Annotated in this window: 27 protein-coding genes; 16 read left to right on the forward strand and 11 right to left on the reverse strand. The window is 70.7% G+C overall.

The genetic code is table 11. The features are described from left to right. Window positions 1–4: 4 nt before the first annotated feature. Both B0I33_RS13570 and B0I33_RS13575 read left to right on the forward strand, forming a co-directional pair. Complete coding sequence (locus B0I33_RS13570; protein WP_106179109.1) at window positions 5–1,378, forward strand: dihydrolipoamide acetyltransferase family protein; 1,374 nt, start codon at window positions 5–7, stop codon at window positions 1,376–1,378. A 97-nt stretch (window positions 1,379–1,475) separates the two neighbouring features. Beyond that, on the forward strand, window positions 1,476–1,937 hold the full coding sequence (locus B0I33_RS13575; protein ID WP_106179110.1) for an FxsA family protein: 462 nt from the start codon (window positions 1,476–1,478) through the stop codon (window positions 1,935–1,937). A gap of 12 nt (window positions 1,938–1,949) precedes the next feature. On the opposite strand, the gene B0I33_RS13580 is transcribed toward B0I33_RS13575, so the two are convergent. Next, complete coding sequence (locus B0I33_RS13580; protein WP_245900701.1) at window positions 1,950–2,492, reverse strand: SCP2 sterol-binding domain-containing protein; 543 nt, start codon at window positions 2,490–2,492, stop codon at window positions 1,950–1,952. A gap of 181 nt (window positions 2,493–2,673) precedes the next feature. Here B0I33_RS13580 and B0I33_RS13585 point away from each other — a divergent pair, with 181 nt between their 5' ends. After that, entirely contained in the window at window positions 2,674–3,330 is a 657-nt protein-coding gene (locus B0I33_RS13585) for a TetR/AcrR family transcriptional regulator (protein ID WP_106179111.1), read from the forward strand. 4 nt (window positions 3,331–3,334) lie between these two features. On the opposite strand, the gene B0I33_RS13590 is transcribed toward B0I33_RS13585, so the two are convergent. After that, window positions 3,335–4,210, reverse strand: coding sequence for a MaoC/PaaZ C-terminal domain-containing protein (locus B0I33_RS13590; RefSeq protein WP_106179112.1), 876 nt, complete (start codon window positions 4,208–4,210; stop codon window positions 3,335–3,337). 1 nt (window position 4,211) lies between these two features. Next, the gene (locus B0I33_RS13595; protein ID WP_106179113.1) at window positions 4,212–5,558 is read right to left on the reverse strand and encodes a 3-oxoacyl-ACP reductase; all 1,347 of its coding nucleotides are present in this window, start codon (window positions 5,556–5,558) and stop codon (window positions 4,212–4,214) included. Window positions 5,559–5,655: 97 nt separating this feature from the next. On the opposite strand from B0I33_RS13595, the gene B0I33_RS13600 reads away from it, so the two are divergent. The 3 genes from B0I33_RS13600 to B0I33_RS13610 all read left to right on the forward strand — a co-directional run bounded on the left by B0I33_RS13600 (window position 5,656) and on the right by B0I33_RS13610 (window position 8,853). Next, window positions 5,656–7,002, forward strand: coding sequence for an acetyl-CoA C-acetyltransferase (locus B0I33_RS13600; protein ID WP_106179114.1), 1,347 nt, complete (start codon window positions 5,656–5,658; stop codon window positions 7,000–7,002). Between the two features lie 64 nt (window positions 7,003–7,066). Then, window positions 7,067–8,044, forward strand: coding sequence for an ATP-binding cassette domain-containing protein (locus B0I33_RS13605; protein WP_106179115.1), 978 nt, complete (start codon window positions 7,067–7,069; stop codon window positions 8,042–8,044). A gap of 11 nt (window positions 8,045–8,055) precedes the next feature. Continuing rightward, complete coding sequence (locus B0I33_RS13610) at window positions 8,056–8,853, forward strand: ABC transporter permease (RefSeq protein ID WP_106179425.1); 798 nt, start codon at window positions 8,056–8,058, stop codon at window positions 8,851–8,853. Window positions 8,854–8,865: 12 nt separating this feature from the next. On the opposite strand, the gene B0I33_RS13615 is transcribed toward B0I33_RS13610, so the two are convergent. Further along, window positions 8,866–9,489: a DoxX family protein gene (locus tag B0I33_RS13615; protein WP_245900656.1), complete on the reverse strand. Its 624-nt coding sequence runs from the start codon at window positions 9,487–9,489 to the stop codon at window positions 8,866–8,868. Between the two features lie 152 nt (window positions 9,490–9,641). Next, on the reverse strand, window positions 9,642–10,697 hold the full coding sequence (locus B0I33_RS13620) for a glycerophosphodiester phosphodiesterase (protein ID WP_106179117.1): 1,056 nt from the start codon (window positions 10,695–10,697) through the stop codon (window positions 9,642–9,644). A gap of 189 nt (window positions 10,698–10,886) precedes the next feature. Here B0I33_RS13620 and B0I33_RS13625 point away from each other — a divergent pair, with 189 nt between their 5' ends. The 3 genes from B0I33_RS13625 to B0I33_RS13630 all read left to right on the forward strand — a co-directional run bounded on the left by B0I33_RS13625 (window position 10,887) and on the right by B0I33_RS13630 (window position 13,554). Further along, window positions 10,887–12,083: an ATP-binding protein gene (locus B0I33_RS13625; protein WP_106179118.1), complete on the forward strand. Its 1,197-nt coding sequence runs from the start codon at window positions 10,887–10,889 to the stop codon at window positions 12,081–12,083. Window positions 12,084–12,272: 189 nt separating this feature from the next. After that, window positions 12,273–12,437, forward strand: coding sequence for a hypothetical protein (locus tag B0I33_RS29950; protein WP_181193285.1), 165 nt, complete (start codon window positions 12,273–12,275; stop codon window positions 12,435–12,437). Between the two features lie 175 nt (window positions 12,438–12,612). After that, a complete protein-coding gene (locus tag B0I33_RS13630; protein ID WP_106179119.1) occupies window positions 12,613–13,554 on the forward strand; it encodes a bifunctional helix-turn-helix transcriptional regulator/GNAT family N-acetyltransferase in 942 nt (313 codons plus the stop codon). A 13-nt stretch (window positions 13,555–13,567) separates the two neighbouring features. On the opposite strand, the gene B0I33_RS13635 is transcribed toward B0I33_RS13630, so the two are convergent. Next, complete coding sequence (locus B0I33_RS13635; protein WP_106179120.1) at window positions 13,568–14,140, reverse strand: peroxidase-related enzyme; 573 nt, start codon at window positions 14,138–14,140, stop codon at window positions 13,568–13,570. A gap of 77 nt (window positions 14,141–14,217) precedes the next feature. Between B0I33_RS13635 and B0I33_RS13640 the strand changes: the two genes are divergently transcribed. Together B0I33_RS13640 and B0I33_RS13645 are read left to right on the forward strand one after the other, a co-directional pair. Then, entirely contained in the window at window positions 14,218–14,574 is a 357-nt protein-coding gene (locus tag B0I33_RS13640) for a YciI family protein (protein WP_106179121.1), read from the forward strand. A 2-nt stretch (window positions 14,575–14,576) separates the two neighbouring features. Beyond that, entirely contained in the window at window positions 14,577–15,812 is a 1,236-nt protein-coding gene (locus B0I33_RS13645) for an RNA polymerase sigma factor (RefSeq protein WP_245900657.1), read from the forward strand. Between the two features lie 9 nt (window positions 15,813–15,821). Here the strand turns inward: B0I33_RS13645 and mctP are convergent, their stop codons facing one another. Together mctP and B0I33_RS13655 are read right to left on the reverse strand one after the other, a co-directional pair. Continuing rightward, complete coding sequence (gene mctP, locus B0I33_RS13650; RefSeq protein ID WP_106179122.1) at window positions 15,822–17,465, reverse strand: monocarboxylate uptake permease MctP; 1,644 nt, start codon at window positions 17,463–17,465, stop codon at window positions 15,822–15,824. Then, window positions 17,462–17,737 (reverse strand): DUF3311 domain-containing protein, encoded by a 276-nt coding sequence (locus B0I33_RS13655; RefSeq protein WP_106179123.1) that lies wholly within the window; start codon window positions 17,735–17,737, stop codon window positions 17,462–17,464. Before B0I33_RS13655 ends, mctP begins: the two co-directional genes overlap by 4 nt. 135 nt (window positions 17,738–17,872) lie before the next feature. Here B0I33_RS13655 and B0I33_RS13660 point away from each other — a divergent pair, with 135 nt between their 5' ends. The 5 genes from B0I33_RS13660 (at window position 17,873) to B0I33_RS13680 (ending at window position 22,368) form a co-directional block, all read left to right on the forward strand. Further along, window positions 17,873–18,715, forward strand: a complete 843-nt coding sequence (locus B0I33_RS13660) for a septum formation family protein (protein ID WP_245900659.1) — start codon at window positions 17,873–17,875, stop codon at window positions 18,713–18,715. 95 nt (window positions 18,716–18,810) lie between these two features. Beyond that, window positions 18,811–20,430, forward strand: a complete 1,620-nt coding sequence (locus B0I33_RS13665) for an alpha/beta hydrolase (protein ID WP_106179125.1) — start codon at window positions 18,811–18,813, stop codon at window positions 20,428–20,430. An 80-nt stretch (window positions 20,431–20,510) separates the two neighbouring features. Then, the gene (locus B0I33_RS30405) at window positions 20,511–20,690 is read left to right on the forward strand and encodes a hypothetical protein (RefSeq protein WP_245900661.1); all 180 of its coding nucleotides are present in this window, start codon (window positions 20,511–20,513) and stop codon (window positions 20,688–20,690) included. A gap of 9 nt (window positions 20,691–20,699) precedes the next feature. Then, window positions 20,700–20,972 (forward strand): helix-turn-helix domain-containing protein, encoded by a 273-nt coding sequence (locus B0I33_RS13675; RefSeq protein ID WP_106179126.1) that lies wholly within the window; start codon window positions 20,700–20,702, stop codon window positions 20,970–20,972. 109 nt (window positions 20,973–21,081) lie between these two features. Continuing rightward, complete coding sequence (locus tag B0I33_RS13680; RefSeq protein WP_106179127.1) at window positions 21,082–22,368, forward strand: Nramp family divalent metal transporter; 1,287 nt, start codon at window positions 21,082–21,084, stop codon at window positions 22,366–22,368. Between the two features lie 54 nt (window positions 22,369–22,422). On the opposite strand, the gene B0I33_RS13685 is transcribed toward B0I33_RS13680, so the two are convergent. The 3 genes from B0I33_RS13685 to B0I33_RS13695 form a co-directional block, all read right to left on the reverse strand. Continuing rightward, window positions 22,423–23,586 carry a DUF6297 family protein gene (locus B0I33_RS13685; protein WP_146147492.1) on the reverse strand — a complete coding sequence of 388 codons (1,164 nt, stop codon included), beginning with the start codon at window positions 23,584–23,586 and terminating at the stop codon, window positions 22,423–22,425. After that, window positions 23,583–24,194 carry an ABC transporter ATP-binding protein gene (locus B0I33_RS13690; protein ID WP_106179129.1) on the reverse strand — a complete coding sequence of 204 codons (612 nt, stop codon included), beginning with the start codon at window positions 24,192–24,194 and terminating at the stop codon, window positions 23,583–23,585. The genes B0I33_RS13685 and B0I33_RS13690 overlap by 4 nt, the downstream gene beginning before the upstream one ends. 89 nt (window positions 24,195–24,283) lie before the next feature. Beyond that, a complete protein-coding gene (locus B0I33_RS13695) occupies window positions 24,284–26,107 on the reverse strand; it encodes a phosphoenolpyruvate carboxykinase (GTP) (RefSeq protein ID WP_106179130.1) in 1,824 nt (607 codons plus the stop codon). Window positions 26,108–26,270 lie beyond the last annotated feature (163 nt).

Raw genomic sequence — 26,270 nt, forward strand, 5'->3', positions numbered from 1 at the left:
AGAGATGCCTGACTACAAGCAGTTCCCCCTCGCCGACACCGCCGAGGGGCTGACCGAGGCCGAGATCCTGAACTGGCGGGTGCAGCCGGGCGACCGGGTCGAGGTCAACCAGATCGTCGTGGAGGTCGAGACGGCGAAGGCCGCTGTCGAGCTGCCGATCCCGTGGGCCGGTGTGGTCACCGAGCTGCACGTGGAGCCGGGGCAGACGGTGGAGGTCGGCACGCCGATCCTCACCGTCGACACCGATCCGGACGGCGCCGGGGCGCCGCCGCAGGGCAGCAACGGCTCGGCCCCCGCCAAGGAGGCACCGGCCGAGCAGCAGGCCGCCGAGGAGGAGATGAAGCCGCTGGTCGGCTACGGGTCCAAGACCGTGGTCGCCAAGCGCCGCCCGCGCAAGGTGGCCCAGGCCGCCGACACGGCCGCGGTGGAGACTCCGCGAACTGCCGTGAGTGACCCCTTACTGACGGAAAACGTCAGTAACGAGCCACTCACGACACCCGGGAAGGAGTACGTGCCGCTGGCGAAGCCACCGGTACGCAAACTCGCCAAGGACCTCGGCGTCGATCTGCGCACGGTGACCGGCTCCGCCGAGGGCGGCGTCATCACCCGCGAGGACGTCGAGCGGGCGGCCGGCGGGGCGGCGGCCCCGGCACCGGCGGCCGCCCCCGCCGAGCCGGGAGCCCGTGAGCGGCGCGTGCCGATCAAGGGCGTGCGCAAGGCGACCGCGCAGGCGATGGTGAACAGCGCGTTCACCGCACCGCACGTCACCGAGTTCCTCACCATCGACGTGACGCCGATGATGGAGTTGCGGGAACGGCTCAAGCGCGACCGGGCGTTCGCCGGCGTCAAGCTCACCCCGCTGGCGTTCGCGGCGAAGGCGGTGTGCCTTGCCGTCCGGCGGACCCCCGACGTGAACGCGGTGTGGGACGACGAGGCGGGCGAGATCGTCTACAAGGACTACGTGCACCTCGGGATCGCCGCGGCCACGCCGCGCGGGCTCGTCGTGCCGAAGGTCCGGGACGCCGACCGGATGTCGCTGGTGGAACTCGCCGCCGCGCTCGACGAGCTGACAGCCACCGCGCGGGAGGGCAAGACCCCACCCGCCGACATGCTGAACGGCACGTTCACGATCACCAACGTCGGCGTGTTCGGCGTCGACACCGGCACGCCGATCATCAACCCCGGGGAGTCGGCGATCCTGGCCGTCGGCGCGATCCGGGACATGCCGTGGGTCGTGGACGGCGAGCTCGCGGTGCGCAAGGTGATGCAGCTGTCGCTGAGCTTCGACCACCGCGTGGTCGACGGCCAGCAGGGTTCGGAGTTCCTGGCCGACGTCGGTGCCATCCTCGCCGACCCGGCCGTGGCCATCACGTACTAGCCGGCCTGGTCGTGAGTGAGGAACGTTGTTCTAACCACGTTTCTCACTCACGACCGGTCCCGGGAGCAAATCGGGCACGTCACGCGTTGTTCTGGGTATGGCTGTCGTGTTCCTGCTCTATGTGGCCGCCGAGGTGGCCGCCGTCTGGGCGGTCGCGTCCGTCATCGGGTTCCTCCCCACGCTGGGGGTCCTGCTGGCCGGCGCGTTCCTCGGCTCGTGGCTCGCCCGGCGCGAGGGCGGGAAGGCGGCGCGCGCCTTCGCGGCCACGGCCCGGGCGGGGCGGCCCGCCCACGCCGAGATCACCGACGGCATGCTGGTGGGCCTCGGCGGCCTGTTCATCCTGGTGCCCGGCTTCGTCAGCGACGTCGTCGGCCTGCTCCTGCTGCTGCCCCCGACCAGGGGACTCTTCCGCAAGGCGTGGCTGCGCCGGATCGAGCGGCGCGCGCCGAGCGCGTTCCACCAGTCGCACGGCCGCGTGATCGTGGTCGACAGCGAGGTGGTCGACCGGCGGCGCGGTGACGACGACCCGCCGTCGCGCCCGGTGATCGACTCCTGGTGAGCGGCCCGGCGGTCACGCCTGGGGGATGTCGAAGTAGGTGCCGAACCGCACGGCCGGTGCGTACTCGCCCTTCACCTTGACCTTGCCGGTCAGGAACATCGTCGCGACGGCCGCGTTCCCGGTGGCCATCCGGATGAAGTCCTCCGCGGACAGCGTGATCGTGGTGTCCGGTGCGCGGCCGAGGTCCGGACCCGACACGCAGGCGCCGTCCTCGATCACCGTCTGGTACCGGTCGAACCCGCCCTCGCCGTCACCGTCGGTGAATCGCCAGCTGACGACAAGGTCCACGTGCCTCGCCTTTTCCGGCAGGAAATGTTCCGACATCCGCCGGAAAATCTCGTCGAGAAACACCGAGCGCAATTCCTGGTGTTCGGCGACAGCCCTGATCTGCTCCTTCGACGCGTTTTGGACGATGCTGGCGAGCACTTCGGTGGAAAGGGAACTCAACTCCACTCCCGCGCCCGCGGTGCCCAGCATGTGCAGCGTTTCCAGAAGCCGGATGAACTGTCCGGCATCGAGTGCCCGCACGTCGATCTCGCGCGCGAAGTCGTCGATGACGCCGCCGTTCGGCACACCGCTCTCCGGTCGCCGCGCCGACCGCGAAAAACGCAGTCGCCGCCACCAGCTCTCCGCGGACACGCCGTTAGGTTACTTGCGAGTAGGCACCCCGGCAAGCCGACCGAATTTAGGGTGGGAAGGAGCCGTTCGGTAGCGTTTCCCGCACAGGAGGTCAGGCGTGACGGAGGAAGCAAGACGCTCGCCCGAACGGGCTAAAAGGCTACCGAGGGCGGTCAGGGAGAAACAGATCCTGGATGCCGCGGTGCAGGTGTTCTCGCGCCACGGCTATCACTCCGCGTCGATGGACGAGGTGTCGGAGGTCGCCGGCGTCTCGAAGCCGATGATCTACAGCTACCTCGGCGCGAAGGAGGACCTGTTCATCCACTGCATCCGGCGGGAGGCCAACCGGCTGCTCGCCGCGGTGGAGGCGGGGATCAAGCCGGATCTGGCCCCCGACATGCAGCTGTGGCACGGCCTGCGGTCGTTCTACGCCTTCGTCGCCGAGTACCGCGAGTCCTGGACGGTGCTGCACCGGCAGGCGATGTCGGTCGGCGGGCCGTTCGCCGACGAGGTGAACGCCATGCGCGAGCGCGCGATCGAACTCGTCGCGGCGCTCGTCGTCTCGGCAGGTGCCCGGCGCGGCCTCGCCGAGCAGGCGGAGTCCTCCGGCGAGGGCATGGCCGCCGCGCTCGTGGGCGCGGCGGAATCCCTCGCCGACTGGTGGCTCGACCACTCCGACGTGCCCGACGGCGTGCTCGCGTCCTGGCTGATGAACCTGGTCTGGCTCGGCTTCAACGACCTCGTGGAAGGCGCGGTGTGGAAGCCGGCCGAATGACGCGCTAAGCGGCCGAGATGGTGCCCTCCAGGTGCGGCTTCGGCTTGCGCGCGTGCCACAGCTCGAACGCCCACCCGTCACCCTGGTCACCGTCCGGCTGCGCCCACGAGGTGAACGCCACCTTCGCGGGCAGCAGCACCGGCAGCTTGAACCGCACGTCGACCGTGAACGCACCGGGCAGCCTGCCCTCGAACGCCGCGAGGCAACGGGCCTTGGTCCACATGCCGTGCGCGATCGCCGCCGGGAAGCCGAACGCCCGTGCCGTGAGCGGGTGCAGGTGGATCGGGTTGCGGTCGCCGGACACCTCGCCGTAGCGGCGCCCGATGTCGCCGGGGACCCGCCAGATCGCGTTCGGCGACGGCGGCGCCAGCGTCCGGGAACCACCCTTCGCCTCCCTGGAGTCCGCCGAGCCGCCACCGCGGCGCAGGTACGTGCTGACGTCGGTCCACACCGGCGCACCGTCGGTGGCCAGCTCGCTGACCACGTCGAACTGGCGGCCCTTCTCGTGCGGGCGCAGGTTCTCCGCGCGCACGCTCAGGGTGAACTCCTCGCCGACCCGCACCGGCCTGTGCTGCGTGATCCGGTTGGCCACGTGCACCATGCCCAGCAGCGGGAACGGGAACGCGTCCTCGGTCATGAGCGCGACCTGCAGCGGGAAGGCCAGGATGTGCGGGTAGGTGGCCGGCAGCTCGTCGGCGAGGCGGAAGCCGCAGACCCGATCGTACGCGGCGAGATGGGCGGGATCGACCGTGACCCCGGAACGCACGTACCGCAGGTCCGGCAGGGTGTCGCCGCCGGAACCGCCGCGCAGGCCGCCCAGCGCCGCCCTCGGGTAGAGCTTCGCCAGGCTCGGTGTCGCCTCGAGTTCCCTGACCGTCATGTCACGCTCCCAGCAGTGCCTGGCCGCACACGCGGACCACGTTGCCGTTGACCGCGGACGAGGCCGGGTTGGCGTACCAGGCGATGGTCTCGGCGACGTCCACCGGCAGCCCGCCCTGCGCGAGGCTGGACAGCCTGCGCCCGGCCTCCCGGATGACGATCGGCACCGCCGCGGTCATCTTGGTCTCGATGAAACCGGGTGCCACCGCGTTGATCGTGCCGCCGTACTCGGCGAGCCGCTGGGCGCCGTCCTGGACCATCCCGATGACACCCGCCTTGCTCGTGGCGTAGTTGGTCTGGCCGACGTTGCCCGCGATGCCCGCGATCGACGCGACGCCGATGATCCGGCCGTTCGCGCGCAGCACCTTGTCGGCGAGCAGCTTGTCGTTGACGGCGAGCTGCGCGACCAGGTTCACCGAGAGCACGGCGTCCCACGCGGACTCGGCGAGGTTGCCGAGGGTCTTGTCCCGCGTGATGCCCGCGTTGTGCACCACGATGTCGACCCCGCCGTGCCGTTCGGTGAGGTAGGCGGCGAGCTTGGCGGGGGCGTCCTCGGCGGTGATGTCGAGCTGCAGGGCCGACCCGCCGACGCGGTTGGCGACCTCGGACAGGTCCGCGCCCTGCGCCGGGATGTCGAGGGCGACGACGTGGGCGCCGTCCCTGGCGAGCACGTCGGCGATGGACGCGCCGATACCCCGCGACGCGCCGGTGACGAGGGCGACCTTGCCGTCGAGCGGCTGCTCCCAGCTCGCGGGCGGCTGGGCGGCCTTGACGCCTGCGGCGCCGACGCGCACGACCTGCCCGTCGACGAAGGCGGACTTGGCGGAGAGCAGGAACCGCAGGGTGGACTCGGCGGCCTCCTCCGCGCCCTCGGCGACGTAGCAGAGCTGGGCGGTGGCACCGCGCTTGAGCTCCTTGCCGACCGAGCGCACGAAACCCTCCAGCGCGCGCTGGGCGACGCGCTCGCGGCCCTCGGCCAGTTCGGGTGGGGTGCCGAGCACGACGACGCGACCGCAGGCGCCGACCTTCCGGATCACCGGGTGGAAGAACGCGTACATCTCCCGCAGCCGCGCGGGGTCGGTGATGCCGGTGGCGTCGAACACGAGCGCGCCGTACCGGGTGTCGTCGGCCGCGGGTGAGCCGAGCACCTCGATCCCCGCGTCGGCCAGCTGGGCGCGCACGGATTTCTCCAGCCGCCCACCCGGCGCGGAGCCCACGAGTGCGGGACCATCGAGAGCGGGCTGCCCCGGCCGGTACCGCCGGAGCGTGGGCGGGTTCGGCAGGCCGAGCTTCGGCACCAGGAACTTGCCGACCGGTGTCTTGGTGAACTGCTGATACCTGTCCGCCATGGGGAGCCTCCACGTTCGATTGTGCCACTCGCAGTGTAACCTACTCGCCAGTAGGTTACACTTCCAGCGGGTGCGAGAACGCTGACCAGGAGGAGCCATGACCTCAGCGCAGAAGCCGGGAAGCGGCCGGAGCAGGGCGAGCAGGAGCAGGACCGCCAAGCCGGCCGGGCAGGGCATCCGCAGGGTGGCGATCGTCGGAGCCAACCGGATCCCGTTCGCCCGCTCGAACGGTCCCTACGCCGACGCGTCGAACCAGGACATGCTCACCGCGGCGCTCGACGGCCTGGTCAGCCGCTTCTCCCTGCAGGGCGAGCGGATCGGCGAGGTCGCCGCGGGCGCGGTGCTCAAGCACGCGCGGGACTTCAACCTCGCCCGCGAGTGCGTGCTGGGCAGCAGGCTGTCCCCGGCCACCCCTGCCTCCGACGTGCAGATGGCGTGCGGCACCGGCCTGCAGGCGATCATCAACGTCGCCAACAAGATCGCGCTCGGCCAGCTCGACTCGGCCATCGCGGGCGGCGTGGACACCACCAGCGACGCTCCACTCGCCGTCAACGACGACCTGCGCAGGCTGCTGGTGAAGCTCAACGCCGCCAAGTCGATGGGGCAGCGGCTCAAGCTGCTCGCGAAGCTGCGGCCGGGGCACATCGTGCCGGAGATCCCGCAGAACGCGGAGCCGCGCACCGGCCTTTCGATGGGCGAGCACGCGTCGCTCACCGCGAACGCCTGGGACATCTCCAGGCAGGACCAGGACGAGCTGGCCGCCACCAGCCACCAGCGGCTCGCCGCGGCCTACGACCGCGGGTTCTTCGACGACCTGCTCACCCCGTTCCTCACGCTCACCAGGGACCAGAACCTGCGTGCCGACTCCACCGCGGAGAAGCTCGGGAAGCTCAAGCCGGTCTTCGGCGGGCCGGAGGGCACGATGACGGCGGGCAACTCCACCCCGCTTTCCGACGGCGCCTCGACCGTGCTGCTGGCGACGGAGGAGTGGGCCAAGGAGCGCAACCTGCCGGTGCTCGCGTACCTGACGACCTTCTCCCAGACCGCGGCCGTCGACTACGTGCACGGCGACGAAGGCCTGCTCATGGCCCCCGCCTACGCGGTGCCCCGGATGCTGGCCAAGGCCGGGCTCTCGCTGCAGGACTTCGACTTCTACGAGATCCACGAGGCGTTCGCCTCGCAGGTGCTCGCGACGCTCAAGGCGTGGGAGGATCCGGCGTTCGCCAAGGAGAAGCTGGGCATGGACGCGCCGCTCGGCTCGATCGACCGCGCCAAACTGAACGTCAACGGCTCCTCGCTCGCCGCGGGCCACCCGTTCGCGGCGACCGGCGGCCGGATCGTCGGCACGCTCGCGAAGCTGCTGCACGAGAAGGGCTCGGGCCGCGGCCTGGTGTCGATCTGCGCCGCGGGCGGGCAGGGTGTCACGGCGATCCTGGAAAAGTAGACACGAACTCAGCCGAGGGCCAAATCGCGCGACTTTTGTCGGTACCGGCTCCTAGGGTGGCGCCATGTCCGGAATCAACGGACAGGCCGCGGTGAGCGCCCGCGGCCTGGCCAAGTCCTACGGCTCGACGCGCGCGCTCGACGGGGTGGACCTGGACGTCCAGCCCGGACGGGTGCTGGGCCTGCTCGGGCCGAACGGCGCGGGCAAGACCACCACGGTGCGGATCCTCACCACGCTGCTCAAGCCGGACGCGGGTACGGCGGTCGTGGCGGGGCACGACGTGGTGGCCGAGCCCGACGCCGTCCGGCGCTCGATCGGGTTGTCCGGCCAGTACGCGGCCGTCGACGAGAACCTGACCGGCTTCGAGAACCTGTACCTGGTGGGCAGGCTCTACGGGAAGAAGAAGGCGGCTGCCAGGACACGGGCCAGGGAGCTGCTCACCCGGTTCCAGCTGGAGGAGGCCGCCGACCGGCCGTCGAAGGGTTACTCCGGCGGCATGCGGCGGCGGCTCGACCTCGCGGGCGCGCTCGTGGCCGAACCCGCCGTGGTGATCCTCGACGAACCGACCACCGGGCTCGACCCGCGCGGGCGGATCGAGATGTGGGAGGTCATCAAGGAGCTGGTCGCCGACGGCACCACCGTGCTGCTGACCACGCAGTACCTCGAGGAGGCCGACCACCTCGCCGACTCGATCGTGGTGATCGACAAGGGCAAGGTCATCGCCAGGGGCACCGCCGACGAGCTGAAGAGCCAGATCGGCGGGGAGCGGCTCGAGCTGGTCGTCTCCGAGCCCGCCGAACTGGTGGCCGCGGCGGACGTGCTGGGGCAGGTGGGTGTCGGTGAACCGGCGGTCGACGAGCACACGCGGCGCGCCGACGTGCTGGTGGACACCGGCCCCAAGGCGCTGGTCGAGGCGCTCCGGCTGCTCGACGCGCGCGGCGTCGTGGTGCAGGACGTCGCACTGCACCGCCCGACGCTGGACGACGTGTTCCTCTCGCTCACCGGGCACGCGACCACCCAGGCCGAGGAGGTGAGCCGGTGAACGTCACCAAGATGTTCTCCGACGCCGGGGTCGTGACCTGGCGCAACGTGATGAACGTCCGGCGCAACCCCGAGTGGCTGCTCGGCGCGACCGCGTTCCCGATCATGTTCGTGCTGATGTTCGCCTACGTGTTCGGCGGCGCCATCGGCGGTCCGGGGGCGGACGGCGGCGAGTACCGGGAGTTCCTGATCGCCGGCATCTTCGCCCAGACGGTCGCGTTCAACTCGTCCTACACCGTCATCGGGTTCGCCAGTGACCTGCAGAAGGGCATCATCGACCGGTTCCGCGCGCTGCCGATGTCCCGGCTCGCGGTGATCCTCGGCCGCACGACCGCCGACCAGGTGCTCAGCGTCGTGGTGCTCGTCGTGATGAGCATCTGCGGCCTGCTCATCGGCTGGCGGATCCGTGGCAGCGTGGTCGACGCGGTCCTCGGTTACCTGATGATCCTGCTGTTCGCGTTCGCGCTGTCGTGGGTCGGGGCGTACATCGGCCTGATCTCCCGCAGCGTCGAGGTCGCCAACAGCGCGGGCCTGATCTGGATGTTCCCGCTGACGTTCATCTCGTCGGCGTTCGTCCCGCAGGAGAGCCTGCCTGGCGTGCTGGGCTCGATCGCCGACTGGAACCCGTTCACGGCAGCCGTCAACGCCACCCGGGACCTGTTCGGCAACAGCAGTCCGGCGGGCTGGCCGGAGCCGTCCGGGTGGCCCGCGGAGAACGCGGCCCTCTACGCGGTACTGAGCTGCGTGGTGATCATCGCGATCTTCGCTCCGCTCGCCACCGCCCAGTACCGCAAGGTCGCCAGCAAGTGACCCGCGGCGAGGTCATCGGGACAGCGCGAACGTCCGGTTCGCCTTCCCGGTGACCTTGCCTGCCCTGCCGGTGGCCTTCCCGGCCTTCCCGGCGGCCTTGCCTGCCTTGGCCCCTGCCCTGCCTGCCGACTTCTGCAGGTTCTTCTGGGACTTCTGCACGTTCTTCTGCACGGCGTCGGTCGTGCCCTGCACCTGCTTGCCCGCCTCACGCACCGCGTGCTTGGCACGCCAGCCGACCGACGGCTTGCCCTCCGTGTCGGCCGCGGCGAGCAGCAGCCCGCCCGCCAGGCTGGTGTTCTTCAGGAACTGGATGGTCTGCTGCTGGCGGTCGTCGCCGTCCATCTCCCAGAACCGGTGCGCCGCGGCGGTCGTGGGGACGAGGCTCGCGAGGAGCGCGCCCGCGGCCAGGCGGGGGAACTTGCCCAGGGCCAGCAGCGTGCCCGCGGCGAGCTTCACGGCCCCGTCGATGCGGACGAGCGTGACCGGGTCGGTGGGCACCGCCTCCGGAACGGAGTCGCCGGCCTGGTCGACGGTCTTGTCGATCACGGGCTTGACGGCCTGTGCGTGGCCCTCCGCGTCGCGCAGGGCATTGATGCCGCCGGTGATGAACATGGACGCGAGAAGCGGGCGCGCCACTCGACGGAGAATCATCGCGACCTTCCTGTCTGCCGGGTTAGCTTGCGCCCGGAAGCTACCCGCTCTCCGCCCACTTCACTCCTCGGCGCGCTAGCGACCTCTACCCCTGTCTAGCGTGTGGACTAGACAGGGGTAGAGAAGGCTAGGTGCCGCTAGCAGCGACCGCGCTCCGGGTAGGCCTTCGGCAGCTTGAACCCGCGCTCGGCGGCCACCTCACGCAACCGGTCCGGGTAGTCGGTGATGATCCCGTCGACGCCGTCGTCGATCAGCTTGTGCATGGTCGCCTTGTCGTTGACCGTCCACGGCACCACCTTGATCCCGGCCGCGTGCGCCTCCTCGACCAGTTCCCTGGTCGTGAAGGGGACGTAGCCCGGGTCGGTCACCGAGCCACCCTGCGGGTTGCCATGCACGGGGGAGAGGGCGCTGGCACCGAACGTGCGCACCGCCCGCACCGGGCTGCCGCCGAAGTCGTCGATGTCCAGCCCGCCGAGCCACGGCGACTTGCCTGGCTGCCCGACCTGCAGGAAGTTCGGCACGGTGAGCGCGACCAGCGGGAACTCCGGCGCGCGCTCGCGCATCAGCATCAAGGTGCCCCAGTCGAAGCTCTGGATCGTCACGTTGCGCGCGAAGCGGGACTGGCGGACCTCGCGCACGACACGGTCGACGAACTGCTCACGCGGCGCGGTCTCGTGCGGTGCCGCCGCCTCCACCTTGGTCTCGATGTTGAAGCGGAGGTGCCACGCCCGGTGCTCGCGCGCGAGCGCGAACAGCTCGGCGAGCGTCGGCATCTTCGCACCGGGCGAGAGCCGCTGGTCCGGATGGCCGGGCAACCGCTGCGAGCCGCAGTCGAGCGTCCGCACCTGGGCGAACGTGAGGTCCTTGATGTACTTGCCCGCGTAGGGGTACTCCGGGTCACCCGGGGTCACCGGAGCGGTGTCGGCGCACTTCGCCGGGTTGATCCTGCGGTCGTGGGTGATCACGTCGCGACCGTCCTCGGTGATCTGGATGTCCAGCTCCAGCGTGGTCACCCCGAGCTCCATCGCCCGCGCGAACGCGTCGAGGGTCCCCTCCACGGTGAGCCCGAGCCCGCCCCGGTGGGCCTGGATGTCGAGCTCCTTCGGATGCACGCGGGTGCCCGCCTGCGCGGTCGCGCCGCCGAGCAGCGCGGCCACGAGGACCGCCACGAGCGTCCCCGATACACGTCTCATCGCCTGTTACCTCCCAGTCGTCGGGTCGCCCGACCCTGACACGACCGAGTGACGTCCAAGCGAACCGCGAATGTCATGAGTGGCTCGTTGCTGACGTGTTTCGCCCGTAACGAGCCACTCATGACACGCGGGTAGCGGTTTCTGGCGGACTATCGCGCGAGAGCTAGAAAACCCAATAGTGTCCTAGCGATGGACCCCGTGCGGAATCCGTTCGCCCCCGGAGCCGGACAGCGCCCGCCGGAACTGGCCGGGCGCGAACGCGAGCTGAAGGCCTTCGAAGTCGTGCTCGAACGGGTCTCGCGAGGGCGGCCCGAACGGAGCCTGGTGCTCACCGGGCTGCGCGGGGTGGGCAAGACCGTGCTGCTCGGCGAGCTGCGTTCGATGGCGCTGCGCCGCGGCTGGGGTACCGGCAAGATCGAGGCCCGCCCCGACGCCGAGTTGCGCAGGCCGCTGTCGGCCGCGCTGCACCGGGCGGTCCGCGACCTCGCCGTACGCCACCGCGCGCCCGACCGGGTCGACGACGTCCTCGCGGTGCTGAAGGCGTTCGCGCTGAAGGCGAGCATGCCGGACACGAAGCTGCGCGACCGCTGGCAGCCCGGCATCGACGTGCCCGCGGCGCAGGGCAGGGCCGACTCCGGCGACATCGAGATCGACCTGGTGGAGCTGTTCACCGACGTGGCCGAGCTGGCGGCCGACGTGGGCACCGGGGTGGCGCTGCTCATCGACGAGATGCAGGACCTCGCCCCTGGCGACGTGTCGGCGCTGTGCGCGGCCTGCCACGAGCTGTCCCAGTCGGGGGCGCCGCTCGTGGTGGTCGGTGCGGGCCTGCCCCATGTGCCCGCCGTGCTGTCGGCCTCGAAGTCGTACTCCGAGCGGCTGTTCCGGTACGCCAGGATCGACCGGCTGCAGCGCGCGGACGCCGACACCGCGGTGGTGGCACCGATCGAGCGGGAGGACGCCTCGATCACGCCGGAGGCACTCGACGCGCTGTTCACGACCTCGGGCGGCTACCCGTACTTCATCCAGGCCTACGGCAAGGCGGCGTGGGACGCCGCGCCCGCCGACCCGATCACCGCCGAGGACGTGCGCGTCGCCGCTCCGGAGGCGGAGGCCGAGCTGGCGGTGGGCTTCTTCGGCTCACGGTACGAGCGCGCGACGCCGGCCGAGCGCGAGTACCTGCTGGCGATGGCGGAGCTGACCCAGGGCCGGGACGAGAGCGCGGGCACCTCCGACGTGGCGGTCTACCTGGGCCGCAAGCCCTCGTCGCTGTCTCCCGCGCGGGACAGCCTGATGAAGAAGGGGCTCGTGTACTCCGCGGAGCGGGGGCACATCGCGTTCACGGTGCCGCACTTCGGCAACTACCTGCTCGGCCGCTCCCAGGACTAAGGATGCCTAGGGCTATCTAGCGTTGAATCTAGACAGTCCAATAAGGAGAGATAGCGGGCGATACCGCGATTCGGCCGATGATCTTTCGGCGCGTAACGAGCATCACCGGACGATCAATGGCGACTTTGTGAAAAAAGGTGCATACTGGAGGACACAGCCGCCGAAGACCCCAAGGGGATGCAGACACCGATGAACAACATCGCCGCCAAGCTCCGTGCCCGCCGCGCCGAGGCGCGTACCCGCAGGGCGCTGAACCGGGCGATCGACAACGCCGCGACCGCGACCGTCCACCAGGAGCTCATCGCGATCGCGCAGACGCGGCCGCGTCGCGGCCAGGGTTCGCGTGTGATCTAGATTACAATCAGTCGAGGGTGTAACGCCCCGCGAGGTGGCGTCGATACCCCTGATGACCCCGTGATGCTGGCGGACCCCCGACCTGGCAGCATCACGGGGTTTCCAATTTCTGCGGGACTTCGACGCCCGGTTGCCCTATTCTTTGACCAAGTCAACGAATCTGTTGAGGTGGTCAATGAACGACCTGGCCGAGCGGACGGCACACCTCCGCGCGTTCAACCGCTTCTACACGCGCCTGATCGGCGTCCTCGACGAAGGGCTGGTGGGCACGCCGTACTCCCTCGGCGAGAGCCGCGTGCTGTACGAGCTGGCCAGGGGCCGCGTCCGCGAGGTGACCGAGCTGCGGCGCCGCCTCGGTCTGGACGCCGGGTACGCCAGCAGGTTGCTCGCCAGGCTGGAGAACCGGGGATTGCTCGTCCGCGAGCGCTCCGAGACCGACGCCCGCAGGCAGACGGTCGAGCTGACCGAGGCGGGCCGCGCCGCGCAGGCGGAACTCGAACAGCGCACCGACACCCAGATCGGTGACCTCCTGCGCACCCTCGACGACCACGACCAGCAGCGCCTGCTCCGCGCCATGGGCACGATCACCGGACTGCTCGGCGAACGGCCGAGGGACCGCACGCTCATGCTCCGGCCACCACGGCCGGGCGACTACGGCTGGGTCGTCCACCGGCACGGCGAGCTGTACGCACGGGAGTACGGGTTCGACGCCACCTTCGAGGCGCTCGTCGCGGGCATCGTCGCCGACTACGCCGCCGCGGTGGGCGGGGAGGGCACGGGAGGCGCTGCCCGGCAGGCGGCATGGATCGCCGAACTGGGCGGGGAACGCGTCGGCTCGGTGTTCTGCATGCCCGGTGCCGACGAGCACACGGCGAAACTACGGCTGCTGCTCGTCGAACCGGCGGGCCGCGGATCCGGTGTCGGCAGGCGCCTGGTGGCCGAATGCGTCGAGTTCGCCCGCTCCGCCGGCTACTCCGCCCTGGAACTGTGGACCCAGCGGAACCTCACCGCGGCGCGCCGGATCTACACGGCCGCCGGGTTCGTCCTGACCAGCAGCACCCCGCACCACAGCTGGGGCAAGGACCTGGTCGCCGAGACCTGGCGGCTGTCGCTGTGAACCACGCGAGCCGTCACCGGCCCATCGAGTAGAACTCCGGGTTCGGGCGCAGCGCGGTGAGGTGCGCCAGCCGGTTGGACATCGCGAACAGCGCCGTGATGGCGCCGACGTCCCAGATCTCGTCGTCGGTGAGACCCGCCTCCCTGGCCGCCGCGAGGTGCCGCTCACCGAACAGCGCCGAGTCCCGCGCCAGGGCCAGCGCCAGCGCCAGGTCGACGATCGCGCGCTGCCGCTCGTCCAGCTCCACCCGCCACGGGTTCGTCGCGACCCGGTCGGCCAGCTCGGGCTCCTTCGACCGGATCCGCAGGATCGCACCGTGCGCGACCACGCAGTACGTGCAGTGGTTGGCGCCGGACGTCGCCACGACCACCAACTCGCGCTCGGCCTTGCTCAGGCCGCTGGGCCGCTCCATGAGCGCGTCGTGGTAGTCGAGGAACGCCCGCAGCTCCGCGGGCCGGTGCCCCAGCGCACGGAAGATGTTGGGCACGAAGCCGGATTTCTCCGCGACCGCCTCGATCCGCTCCCGCAGGTCCTCCGGCAGCTCCTCCGGTTCGACCGTGCCGAACCTGCTCACATCCGTATCCATGTCTGTCACGCTAACCGTGTCGATTCCCGTTGGTCTCGTTCGTCTGTATCTCGTCCATCGAGAGAACGGAGGCGACCATGCCCAGCTACGTCGGATTCCTGCGCAACACCACCGACGCCCTCGCGCACCTGAGCCCGGACGAGGCCCAGCGGACGCTGGAGCGCTACCTCGCCTGGAGCGCCGACAGGGAACGGGCGGGGCAGCTCGTGGCCAGCGACGGCCTGTCCAGGAGCGGCCGGGTGCTCCGGCTCGCCGACGGCACGCTGTCGTCGACCGACGGCCCGCACACGGAGGCGACCGAGATCGTCGGCGGGTACATCGTGCTCACGGCCGACGACCTCGACCAGGCCGAGAAGATGTTCGGCACGCACCCGCACCTCGCGTTCGGCCCGATCGAGATCCGCAAGGTCGGCGAGAACGGCTGCGAGGACTGACCGTGCGGGCGGCCGGCGTGGTCGAGCACCTGTTCCGGCACAGCTCGGGGCAGATCGTGGCCACGCTGGTCCGCACGCTCGGCCCCGACCGCCTCGACCTCGCCGAGGAGTCGGTGGCCGACGCGCTGGAGCAGGCACTGCGGACGTGGCCGCACGCGGGGGTGCCGGCGAACCCACGGGGCTGGCTGTTCCGGGCCGCCCGCAACCGGGCGATCGACCTGCTCCGGCGCGAGCGGGCGCTGCGGGCCAGGCTGCCCGCGCTGGCGGAGCTGGGCTGCGCGGAGCAGCAGGGCGGCGACGCGGAACTCGCCCTGATGCTGCTCTGCTGCCATCCGGAACTGCCCCCTGCCTCGCAGGTCGCGCTGACCCTGAAAACGGTGGGCGGCCTCGGCGTCGACGAGATCGCCGCCGCATTGCTGACCAGGCCCGCGACCGTCGCGCAGCGGCTGACACGGGCCCGCCGGTGGCTGCGGGAGAGCGGCAACGCCATCGAGCTGCCGCCCTCAGCGGCGCTGGAACCGCGGGTGGACAGCGTGCTGGCGGTGTTGTACCTGCTGTTCAACGAGGGTTACGACGCCACGTCCGGCGAGGCGGCCGTGCGTGGCGAGCTGTGTGGCGAGTCGATCCGGCTGGGGCGGCTGCTGCTCGCCGACCGGCGCACCGACCTGCCCAGGGCCAGGGCGCTGGTGGCGTTGATGCTGCTCCAGGCCAGCCGGTTGCCCGCCCGGGTCGACGCAGGGGGCGACATCGTCCTGCTGGACGAGCAGGATCGCACGCGATGGGACCGGGCGATGATCGCCGAGGGCACCCGGTTGTTCGGTGCCTCCTGCACCGGGCCCGAGCTGTCGGCGTACCACGTGGAGGCGGCGATCGCGCTGTGTCACGCGGCGGCCGACGCCCCCGGCGACACCGACTGGCCCCGGGTGCTCGGTCTCTACGACCAGCTGGTGGCACTGCGCCCCGCACCGGTGACACGGCTCAACCGGGCGATCGCGCTCGGGATGGCGTACGGACCGGCCGAAGGCATCGCGGAGCTCGAGCGGCTGGAGGGCGACAAGCGGCTCGCGGCGTACGGCCCGCTGCCCGCCGCGCTCGGCGCGCTGTGGCTGCGCGCGGGGGAGCGCGAGCGGGCGGCCGCCTACTACCGCAGGGCCCTCGACCTGCCCGGCTCCGAGCCCCGGAAGCGGTTTCTGCGCCGCCGCCTCGCCGACTGCGCGGAGCGCGACCGCACCTCGTGAGCGGGCTCGTCACGACGCCGCCACCGGCCTGAGGTCCTTGTCGTCCTCGTCGACGTGGTAGTCGCCCGGCTCGGTCGAGTCGATGCCGTTGAACACGTGGAACCGCCGCGCGACCACGGTCACCACCGCCGCCACGGCGAGGTTCGCGACCAGCGCCACGATGCCCACGTAGATCTGCGTCTCGGAGCCGGGGAACGGCTGCCAGCCGAACAGGTTCAGCTCCGCCAGCGGCAGCGCGGAGCCACCGAAGTGCTCCTTGCCTGCCGCCGGGTTGGGGATGCCGTACAGCAGGAGCAGGCCCCACGTCATGCCCGCCAGCCAGCCCGCGACCAGTCCCCACACGTGGAACCACCGCGTGTACAGCGCGATCGCGACCGCCGGGAGCGTCTGCAGGATCATCACGCCGCCGATCAGCTGCAGGTCGATCGAGAACTGCGGGTCGATGAAGAGGATGAAGGCGACGGCGCCGAACTTCACCACCAGCGAGGCCAGCTTCGCCTGCCGCGCTTCCTGGGCCGGGGTCGCGTCGCGGTGCAGGAACTCCTTGTAGACGTTGCGGGTCCACAGGTTCGCGGCCGCGATGGACATGATCGCGGCGGGCACCAGCGCACCGATGCCGATCGCCGAGAACGCGATCCCCGCGAACCACGCCGGGAACATGTCGTCGAACAGCTTCGGGACGATCGTGTTGGTGTCGGGCTCGCCGGTGGCCGCGTTGGTCAGCGCCTCGGTGCCCGCGGCGATGGCCGCGAACCCGAGCAGCGCCAGCAGCCCGAGCAGCACCGAGTAGGCCGGCAGCGCCGACATGTTGCGCTTGAGCACGTTCCGCCCGCGCGAGGCCAGCACCCCGGTGGCCGCGTGCGGGTAGAGGAACAGCGCCAGCGCCGAACCCAGCGCGAGCGTGGCGTACTGCAGCTGGTTGTTCCCGCTGAGCAGCACGCCGTCCTTCGCCGACTCGGTCGAGGAGAACTTCTCCTCGGCCGCGGAGAAGATCGTGTCCCAGCCGCCGAGCTTCGCGGGCAGGTACAGCACCGCCACCAGGATCACCACGTAGATCAGCACGTCCTTGACGAACGCGATCAGCGCGGGCGCGCGCAGCCCCGACTGGTAGGTGTAGATCGCCAGGATCACGAACGCGATCAGCAACGGGAGGTGGCCGAGGAAGCCGCCGGCGTTGAACCCCATCGTGCGCAGCACCGACTCCAGCCCCACCAGCTGCAGCGCGATGTACGGCATCGTGGCGACGATGCCGGTGAGCGCGACGAGGGTGGCCAGCAGGCGGGAGCCGTACCGGCCGCGCACGAAGTCGGCGGGGGTGACGTAACCGCGCGAGCGCGACACCGACCACAGCCGCAGCAGCGGCAGGAACACCAGCGGGTAGGCGATCACCGTGTAGGGCATCGCGAAGAAGCCCATCGCACCGGCGCCGAACAGCAGCGCGGGGACCGCCACGAAGGTGTAGGCGGTGTAGAGGTCACCGCCGATCAGGAACCAGGTGATCCACGAGCCGAACCTGCGGCCGCCGAGGCCCCACTCGTCGAGGTGCTCCAGCGTGCGCCCGGCCCGCCACCGGGAGGCGGCGAAGCCAAGCACGGTCACCAGCAGGAACAGCGCTCCGAAGATGATCAGCTCGGGCCACTGCAGCTCGTTCACCTGCCGCTCCCCTCGTCGAGATCGTCGACGTCGAGCTCGCCGCGCGCGGGCGCCGTCGGCCTCTCCCTGGTCATGCGGTAGACGAGCGCGGTGCAGGCGACCCCGACCGCGATGCCCACGAACTGGAACCAGTAGAAGAACGGCATCCCGAACAGCGCGGGCTCCATCCGGTTGTAGAGGGGCGTGATCAGGATCCAGAGCGGAATGATCAGGAGCAGGTTCCACGGGCTGAACCGCAGCCCGGGAGCCTTCCTGCCCGGCCGTGCCGACATGGTGCCTCCCCGTTCCTTCGCGTGTGCGTGTGCTGACGCGGCGTAGACCCTAAGGGCCGGACACCTCGCTCGGTAGGGTCATGCGCGATGTCCAGACACGGGGTAGCGAGTGCGGCTGTCGCGGCGGTCCTCGCCATGGCTCTCTCGGCGTGCACGACGCAGGTTCCCGGCACGGCCGCGTCCGGGACGGGCCGGGCCCCGGCCTCGGTACCGGCCTCGGCCTCGCCTTCGGCCACGGGCGATCCGGGTGGCTCGGAGGAGCCGAGGCGGGAACTGCCCGAACCCGGCCAGTGTGTACTCGGCAACGACCTCACGCCGATCGACTGCGGCCGCGAGCACACCGTCGAGATCACGATGGGCGGCACGTTCGGCGGTGACCTGCCGGATCGCCCGCCCGACCGGGAGTCGGTATTCGCCGCGGTGTTCCCCAGCTGCCGTGAGGAGGCCGCCCGTTACCTCGGCAACGAGGCTTACGACGCCACCACGCTCGGCGCCTGGCTCATGTGGGCGAGCGAGGACGACTGGGCCAACGGTCAACGCTGGTACCGGTGCGGGGTGGCGCAGCTCAGCCCCGAGGGTGAGGCCGTGCCGCGCACGGGCTCGGCCGAGGGGGTGCTCGCCGGCGAGGGCCTCTACGACTACCAGGTGTGCTCGTCGGTGCGTCCCTCGAAGAAGCTGCCGAAGCGCACGTCGTGCGCGGGGCCGCATCTGGGTGAGGCCATCGGGGTGGTCCGGATGGGCCGGTCGACCGACCCGCTGCCGTCGGCCGACGAGTTCGACCGGACGGCCCGGGACCGGTGCCAGAGCGCACTGGTCGACTATCTCGGGGTGGCCAGGAACGACGTGCTGGCCTCCTGGCGCTGGCCGGACGAGTCCAACTGGCGGCGCGGTTTCACCAACCTCACCTGCTACGCGGAGACGGAGCAGCCGGTGCGCGGCACGCTGCGGGACATCCGGTCCGGACCACTGCCGCGCTGACGCGCAGACGAACGACGGTTGTCGGCGCGGGCTCCGCCGGTTTCAATGTCTCCGATCGCGGAGCCGACCGCGGACGACGAACAGGGGCTGACCAGATGAGAAGACTTCGCCTCGCCGTGGTGGTTCCGGCGACGGTGGGCGGGCTGTTGGCCGGGCTGGTGCCGGCACTGGCGCAACCGGCGCAGGCGGCACCACCGGCGGCCGCGGCCGGGTACGACATTCCCGCTCGCTACGCCGACCAGGTGCTGAACTGGCACCGGTGCACCGGCGACGAGCTGCCCGCGACACCGCCGGCGGGGGCGGAGAACATCGAGTGCGCGACGTACACGGCGCCGCGCGACTGGGACCGGCCCGAGGACCGGATCGACATCACGATCGCGGTGAGCAGGCTCGCCGCGACCGGGGGCGAGGCGAGCGCCAGCGTCCTGACCAACCCGGGCGGGCCCGGCGCGCCCGGCCGCATCTTCCCGGCTCGCCTGCGCAACCAGGACCGGCTGCGCGAGCACCAGGAGATCATCGGCTTCGACCCGCGCGGCACCGGCAAGAGCACCAACATCACGTGTGGCGGGGCGATCGGCACCGGCAGCTCGCTGGACCCGAGAGACCGCGACCGCCGCAACCTCAACCTCATCCTCGACGCGACGAAGTACGCGGCCAAGTCGTGCCAGAAGCACTCCGGTGAGCTCGGTCCGCTGATCAACACGTACCAGACGACCAGGGACATCGACCTGCTGCGCGTCCTGCTGGGCCGGGAGAAGATCAACTGGGTCGGCTACTCGGCGGGCACCTGGCTCGGCGCGCACTACGCCCAGCGGTTCCCCGAGCACACCGGCCGGTTCGTGCTCGACTCGGCGACCGAGTTCACGACCACATGGCAGCGCTCGTTCGACTGGCAGCCGCTCGGCTTCGAGCGCCGCTGGCGGGAGGACTTCCTGCCGTGGCTGGCGAAGTACGACTCGGTGTACCACTTCGGCACGAGCGGAGAGCGGGCGCGGCGGACGTACGAGCGGGTGCGGGCGGCGCTGGCGAAGAAGCCGGTGGAGCTCGACGGTGAGCAGGTCGGGCCGAACGAGCTGGACAACGCGATCGCCGGGATGCTCTACAACAAGCGTTCCTTCCCCGGACTCGCCGACTACCTCGTGAGCGTGCGGACGCTGACCGAGGGCCGCGCCGGCGCCGCCGAGCAGGCCTCGGCCGAACGGACCGTGAAGGCGCGCCTGCGCGAGGTGGCCGACTTCGGACCGCAGCCGTTGATGGTGCCGCTCGACTACGACGACGCCTACGACGCGAGCTTCTGGACCATCCCGTGCAACGAGGGACCGTGGTACGGCAACCGGCAGTCGGTCATCCGGCAGTCCGAGGTGCTCGGCAGGCACTACCCGCTGCTCGGCTGGGGCTGGCTGATCCAGCCGTGCATCTTCTGGCACAACCGGCCCATGCCGCTGCAGCCAGTGGACGGCGAGGGGGTGCCGCCGGTGCTGATCGTGCAGTCGGAGCACGACCCGGCGACGCCGATCGAGGGCGCGCGGCGCGCGCACCGGGCGTTCGAGGGCGCGCGCATGCTGACGATCACCGACGAGGGTGATCACGGCATCTACGCGGGCGGCAACGCCTGTGCCGACCGGGTTGTGGAGAACTTCCTCGTGGCTGGGGAGCTTCCTGAGGACGAGACCAGCTGCCCCGGCATGCCGCTGCCCGTCCCGGAAGGCGCGTGAGCCGGGGCGGCGACCGCCGTCCACCGCGATTCGGTCACTGCCCACAGCCTGTGCACAGAGTTGTCCACAGGCTGTGGGCAGTGGCGAACGTCCTCCGCGCACTCGACGCACCGCACCTCGCGTCGGCACTGCTGCTCGACGTGGACGTCCTGTTGACCGACGACGACCGGCTCGGCGCCGCGGCCGAGCTGAACGGCGTGCCCACCGGCGCCCCCGGCCGTTCGGGCGGAACGGGGGACGCGGGCGCGCGGCGGTATTAGTATCGGCTCGTGGTGCGAGTGCCTTTGACCGAAGCCGAGCGGGAACGCGGCGAGCGGCTCGGCGCCGTGCTCCGCAGGGCGAGGGGCGCGCGGAGCATGGTGGAGGTCGCCGCGGCGGCGGACATCTCCGTGGAGACCCTGCGCAAGATCGAGACCGGGCGGATCCCGACACCGGCGTTCTTCACGGTCGCGGCCGTGGCCGACGCCGTCGGGCTGCCCCTGGACGACCTGCGCCGGGAGATCGGCGACGTGTCGCACACCCGGCTGCCGAAGGTCGGCTGAGGGCTGTCCCACCGGCTCGGCGTGGTACGCGAGCGCCCGTCCTAAGACGAGGTAAAGGTCCGGTTCGCGACGTTCCGCCCGGGCTGTGACCGGCGCTACCTTGCCCGGCATGTCCAACGAAGTCGGTCACGAAGAGGTGACACGCGTCCCGACCGGAACCAGGCAGCGGCTGCGTCAGATCGGTCCGGGGATCATGGCCGCGGCCACGGGTGTCGGCGCGGGCGACCTGGTCGCCACGATGGTCGCCGGGTCCCGGTTCGGCTACGTCCTGCTGTGGGCGGTGATCGTGGGCACGATCTTCAAGATCGCGCTCGCGGAAGCCGTCGGCCGCTGGCATCTGACGTCCGGGCAGACGATGCTGTCCGGCTGGCGGACCCTCGGCAGGTGGGTGCTCGTCTACTTCGGCGCGTACGCCGTCGTGTGGGGTTTCGTGTACGGGGCCACCGCGATGTCCGCGTCGGGGCTGCCGCTCAACGCGCTCTTCCCCGGCCTTTCGGTGCGGTACTGGGCGATCATCTGCGGTGTTCTCGGGTTCCTGCTCGTGTGGTTCAGCCGCTACGCGCTGATCGAGAAGGTGATGACGGCGCTCGTCGGCGTCATGTTCGTGACGGTCGTGGGCACGGCGGTCATGGTGGCCCCGAACCTGCTCGAGGCGGGCAAGGGGCTGGTGCCGCGGCTGCCGGACGGCTCGCTGGTGTACGTGCTCGGTCTCATCGGCGGTGTCGGTGGCACGATCACGATGGCCGCCTACGGTTACTGGACGATGGCGAAGGGCTGGCGCTCGTCACGCTGGCTGTCGATGATGCGGCTGGACAACACGGTCGGCTACGTCACCACCGGGATCTTCGTCGTCGCGATGCTCATCGTCGGCTCCGAGCTGCTGTTCGGCCAGCCGGTCGTCGACGGCGACACGGGGCTGCTCATGCTGGGCGACACGCTCGCCGCCGACTACGGCCAGTGGGCGCGGATCCCGTTCCTGATCGGGTTCTTCGCGGTGTCGTTCAGCTCGCTGGTGGGCGTGTGGAACGGCGTGAGCCTGCTGTTCGCCGACTGGTGGCGGACCTGGCGGCTGCCCGCGGGGGCCGAGGAGTCCCTCGCGGACTACGACCGGTCCGCGGGCGTGCGCAGCACCCCGTACCGCGCGTACGTGCTGTGGCTGACGTTTCCGCCGATGGCGCTGCTGTTCCTGGACAAACCGTTCCAGCTGACCGTCACCTACGGCGTGCTGGGCGCCCTGTTCATGCCGTTCCTCGCCGGCACGCTGCTGATCCTGCTCAACTCGCGGCGCGTGTCTCCGGAGGGCCGTTCGCGGTGGCTGTCCAACGGGCTGCTGACGATCTGCCTGGTGCTGTTCGGCTACCTCGCCGTGGACCAGCTGATCGGCCTGTTCAGCTGAACCCTTCGGCAGTGAAGGCCACCTTCACTGCGTTCAACGCACTGAAGGTGGCCTTCACTGCCCGCTCACCGCCGCCGCGAGCAGCCATACGCCGGCGACGAGGAGGTCCGGCCCCCGCAAGGCTTGTACCAGCAACCCGACGGGCGCCCGGCCGAACGGGGTGTCAGCGGCACCGGTGGCGCCGTAGTCGACCGGTGGCCGGGTCATCGTGCGGACGACCGCCGCGGCGGAGAGCACGAGTGCGGGCCACGCCGCTCCGGCGAGTGGCAGGCCGAGCAGCAGGGTGCTCGCCAGCACGAAGAGCCCCCAGAGCAGTGCGAGGCCGACGAGCACGATGCCGTGGCACAGCCGCACCAGCCAGTCCGGCGCGTCCAGCCAGCGCCGCAGCCCCGGTGAACGCCACACCAGGCCGAGCCCACCACCGAACGGGAGCAGCGCCACGTACGCACCCGCGCCGACGAGCGCGGCGTCCGGTATCCCCGGCAACGCCGCGTGTGACCCCGTCACGGCCAGGCAGAGCAGGACGGCCGCGGTCGCGTACCGCCCTCGCGCCGCCACGCCCAGCACCGCCAGCCGCAGCAACGTCCGCCCGCGCAGGGAGAAGCCCGGCAGCGCCCGCCCGCCGGGCACGAGCAGCAACGCGTCGAGGAAGGTCAGCGACATCGCCCTGACCACGCGCTCGGACCAGCCATCGACCAACCGTCGCCGCCCGGCGCGGGCGGCGACGGGCAGGCGGAGCGGCGACCACCGGCGGACCCCGCCCACGTACATGAGGGCGGCGACCGCCCCGGCGGCCAGCAGGAGCCCACCGCTCACCCACACCCATCCCGGCACGGTGTGCAGCGAACCCAGGACGGCGCCGACGTATCCGAGGAGGAGCACGCGCCAGGCCCACGCGGCCCACAACCGGGCGCTGACGGTACGCACCCGGTCGGCGGTCCCGTAGTCGAGCCACGTCAGCGTCGCGGGCTCGGCCCACAGGAACCTGCCGCGCGCCAGCGAGTGCCATGCCGCCACGCAACAGACCGCGAACAGCGCGAGAACGACCGCATCTGGTGCGGGCCCTCCTGCGAGGAGCACCTCCCGCAACCACGCGAGCTCGCGGAAGAGGCCGCTCAGCAGTCCGATGGCGAACAGGGCGACGAAGGTCGCCGTGTCGCCGGACAGCACTCCGGCGAACCGGCGGCGCCCTGGTATCCGCCGACGTGTCCCGGTCATCCCCACCGCACCACGTGGTCCGCCACCGAGAGCAACGGCGGGTGATGCGTCGCGACGACCACGGCCGCGCCCGCCGCGGCCACGCGCCCGACCAGCTCGGTGAGCCATTCCTTGCCCGCCACGTCGAGCGCTCGCTCCGGCTCGTCGAGCAGGAGCACGTCGAACGGCCGCGCCGTCGCGCCGAGCAGCAGAAGTCTGCGCTGCTGCCCGGCGGACAGCAGCCCGGCCGGCACGGCCGCACGGTCCGCGAGCCCCACGTCAGCGAGTGCCTTCCCGATGTCCGCGTCCGCGCCGAAGGACCCGGCGAGCAGCTCCACGTGCTGTGCCGGCGTCAGCTCACCGAAGAACTCGGAGTCGTCCAGCAGAACCGACACCCTGCGCCGGAAATCCCGTTCGCGTTCGTCCGGGACCTGGCCGCAGACGCGCAGCTCGCCCTCGGCCGGTGCTTCCATGCCGTAGAGGCAACGGAGCAGCGTCGACTTCCCACTGCCGTTCGGCCCGGCCACCACGGCGGACTCACCCGCGGCCACGGTGAGATCGAGCCCGCGAAAGAGCCAGTGGTCACCCGCCCGGACACCGAGCCCCCGCGCGGCGACCGGCCCTTCCATGTCGCCAGGCTAGCTGAACCCTTCGGCAGTGAAGGCCACCTTCACTGCGTTGAACGCACTGAAGGTGGCCTTCACTGCGCCTCGGCTGGTCAGCCGAGGCGCTGCTGCAGGGCCGAGAGCTCGTCCCGCAGGCCGGAGGGCACCTTGTCGCCGATCTTGTCGAACCACTCCTCGATCATCGGGATCTCCTGGCGCCACTCCTCGGGGTTCACGTCGAGCGCGGCCTGGATGTCCGCCAGCGGCTCGGTGAGCCCCTCGGTGTCGAGGTCCTCAGCCGAGGGGACGTAGCCGATCGGGGTCTCCCTGGCCGGGGCCTTGCCCTCGATCCGCTCGACGATCCACTTCAGCACGCGCGAGTTCTCGCCGAAGCCCGGCCACAGGAACCGCTTGTCGTCACCCCGGCGGAACCAGTTGACGTAGTAGATCCTTGGCAGCTTGCTCGCCTCGGCGTTCTTGCCCACCTCGAGCCAGTGCGCGAAGTAGTCACCGGCGTGGTAGCCGAGGAACGGCAGCATCGCCATCGGGTCGCGCCGCACCTCGCCGACCTTGCCCGCGGCGGCCGCGGTCTTCTCCGACGACATCGTCGCGCCCATGAAGACGCCGTGCTGCCAGTCGCGGGCCTCGTTCACCAGCGGCACCGTGTTGGCGCGGCGGCCGCCGAACAGGATCGCCGAGATCGGCACCCCCTTCGGGTCGTCCCACTCCGGCGCCAGGATCGGGCACTGCGACATCGGCGTGCAGTACCGGGAGTTCGGGTGGGCGGCGGGCTCGTCCGAGTCGGGCGTCCAGTCCTGCTTCTTCCAGGACGTCGCGTGCCGCGGCTGGTTCTCCATGCCTTCCCACCACACGTCGCCGTCGTCGGTCAGCGCGACGTTGGTGAACACCGAGTTGCCCTGCTCGATGGTCCGCATGGCGGTGGGGTTGGTCTTCCAGTTGGTGCCCGGCGCCACGCCGAAGAACCCGGCCTCCGGGTTCACCGCGTAGAGCCTGCCGTCCTCGCCGAAGCGCATCCACGCGATGTCGTCACCGAGCGTCTCGACCCGCCAACCGGGGATGGTCGGCTGCAGCATCGCCAGGTTGGTCTTGCCACAGGCGCTCGGGAACGCGGCGGCGACGTAGTACGCCTTGTTCTCCGGCGAGATCAGCTTGAGCACCAGCATGTGCTCGGCGAGCCAGCCCTCGTCGCGCGCCATCACCGACGCGATGCGCAGCGAGTAGCACTTCTTGCCGAGCAGCGAGTTGCCGCCGTACCCGGAGCCGTAGCTCCAGATGGTGCGGGACTCGGGGAAGTGGCTGATGTACTTGGTGTCGTTGCACGGCCAGGGCACGTCCTCCTGGCCCGGCTCCAGCGGCGCGCCGACCGAGTGCAACGCGGGCACGAACTCCCGCTCGGTGCCGTCGGGCTTGACGAACTTGTCCAGCGCCGCCTTGCCCATCCTGGTCATCACCCGCATCGACGCGACCACGTACGCGAAGTCGGTGATCTCGATGCCGAGCTTGGGGTTGTCGTCGCCGAGGGGGCCCATGCAGAACGGGATGACGTACATCGTGCGACCACGCATGCAGCCCCGGTAGAGCTCGGTCATCGTGGCCTTCATCTCGTCGGGGTGCACCCAGTTGTTGGTGGGCCCCGCGTCCTCCTCGCGCTCGGAGCAGATGAAGGTGCGTTCCTCGACCCGGGCCACGTCACTGGGGTCCGAGGCGGCCCAGTAGGAGTTCGGCTTGGCCTTCAGGGGCACGAAGGTGCCTGCCTCGACGAGCTCCGCGTTGATGCGCTCGGCCTCCTCGTCGGAACCGTCCACCCAAACCACTCGGTCCGGGGTGGTGAGCTCGGCGACCTCCCGTACCCAGGACAGCACGCCGCTGTGGGTCGTAGGCGCCTTGTCCAGACCGGGGATGGCTACTGCAGTCATCTCTACTCCTGTCTTCGACGACAAAAGCCCACACCGGACCGAAGTCCGGATGCGGGCCTCGTTGCCGGCGACCGAATGGCTTGAACACACCGCCTCGCGGCGTGGACGTTTTGGGGATTCCCTGAGAGTAGCGGTCCGACACCACGCCAACCGAGTCCTGACC

It is taken from the genome of Prauserella shujinwangii, assembly GCF_003001955.1.
Classification (GTDB): Bacteria; Actinomycetota; Actinomycetes; order Mycobacteriales; family Pseudonocardiaceae; genus Qaidamihabitans; species Qaidamihabitans shujinwangii.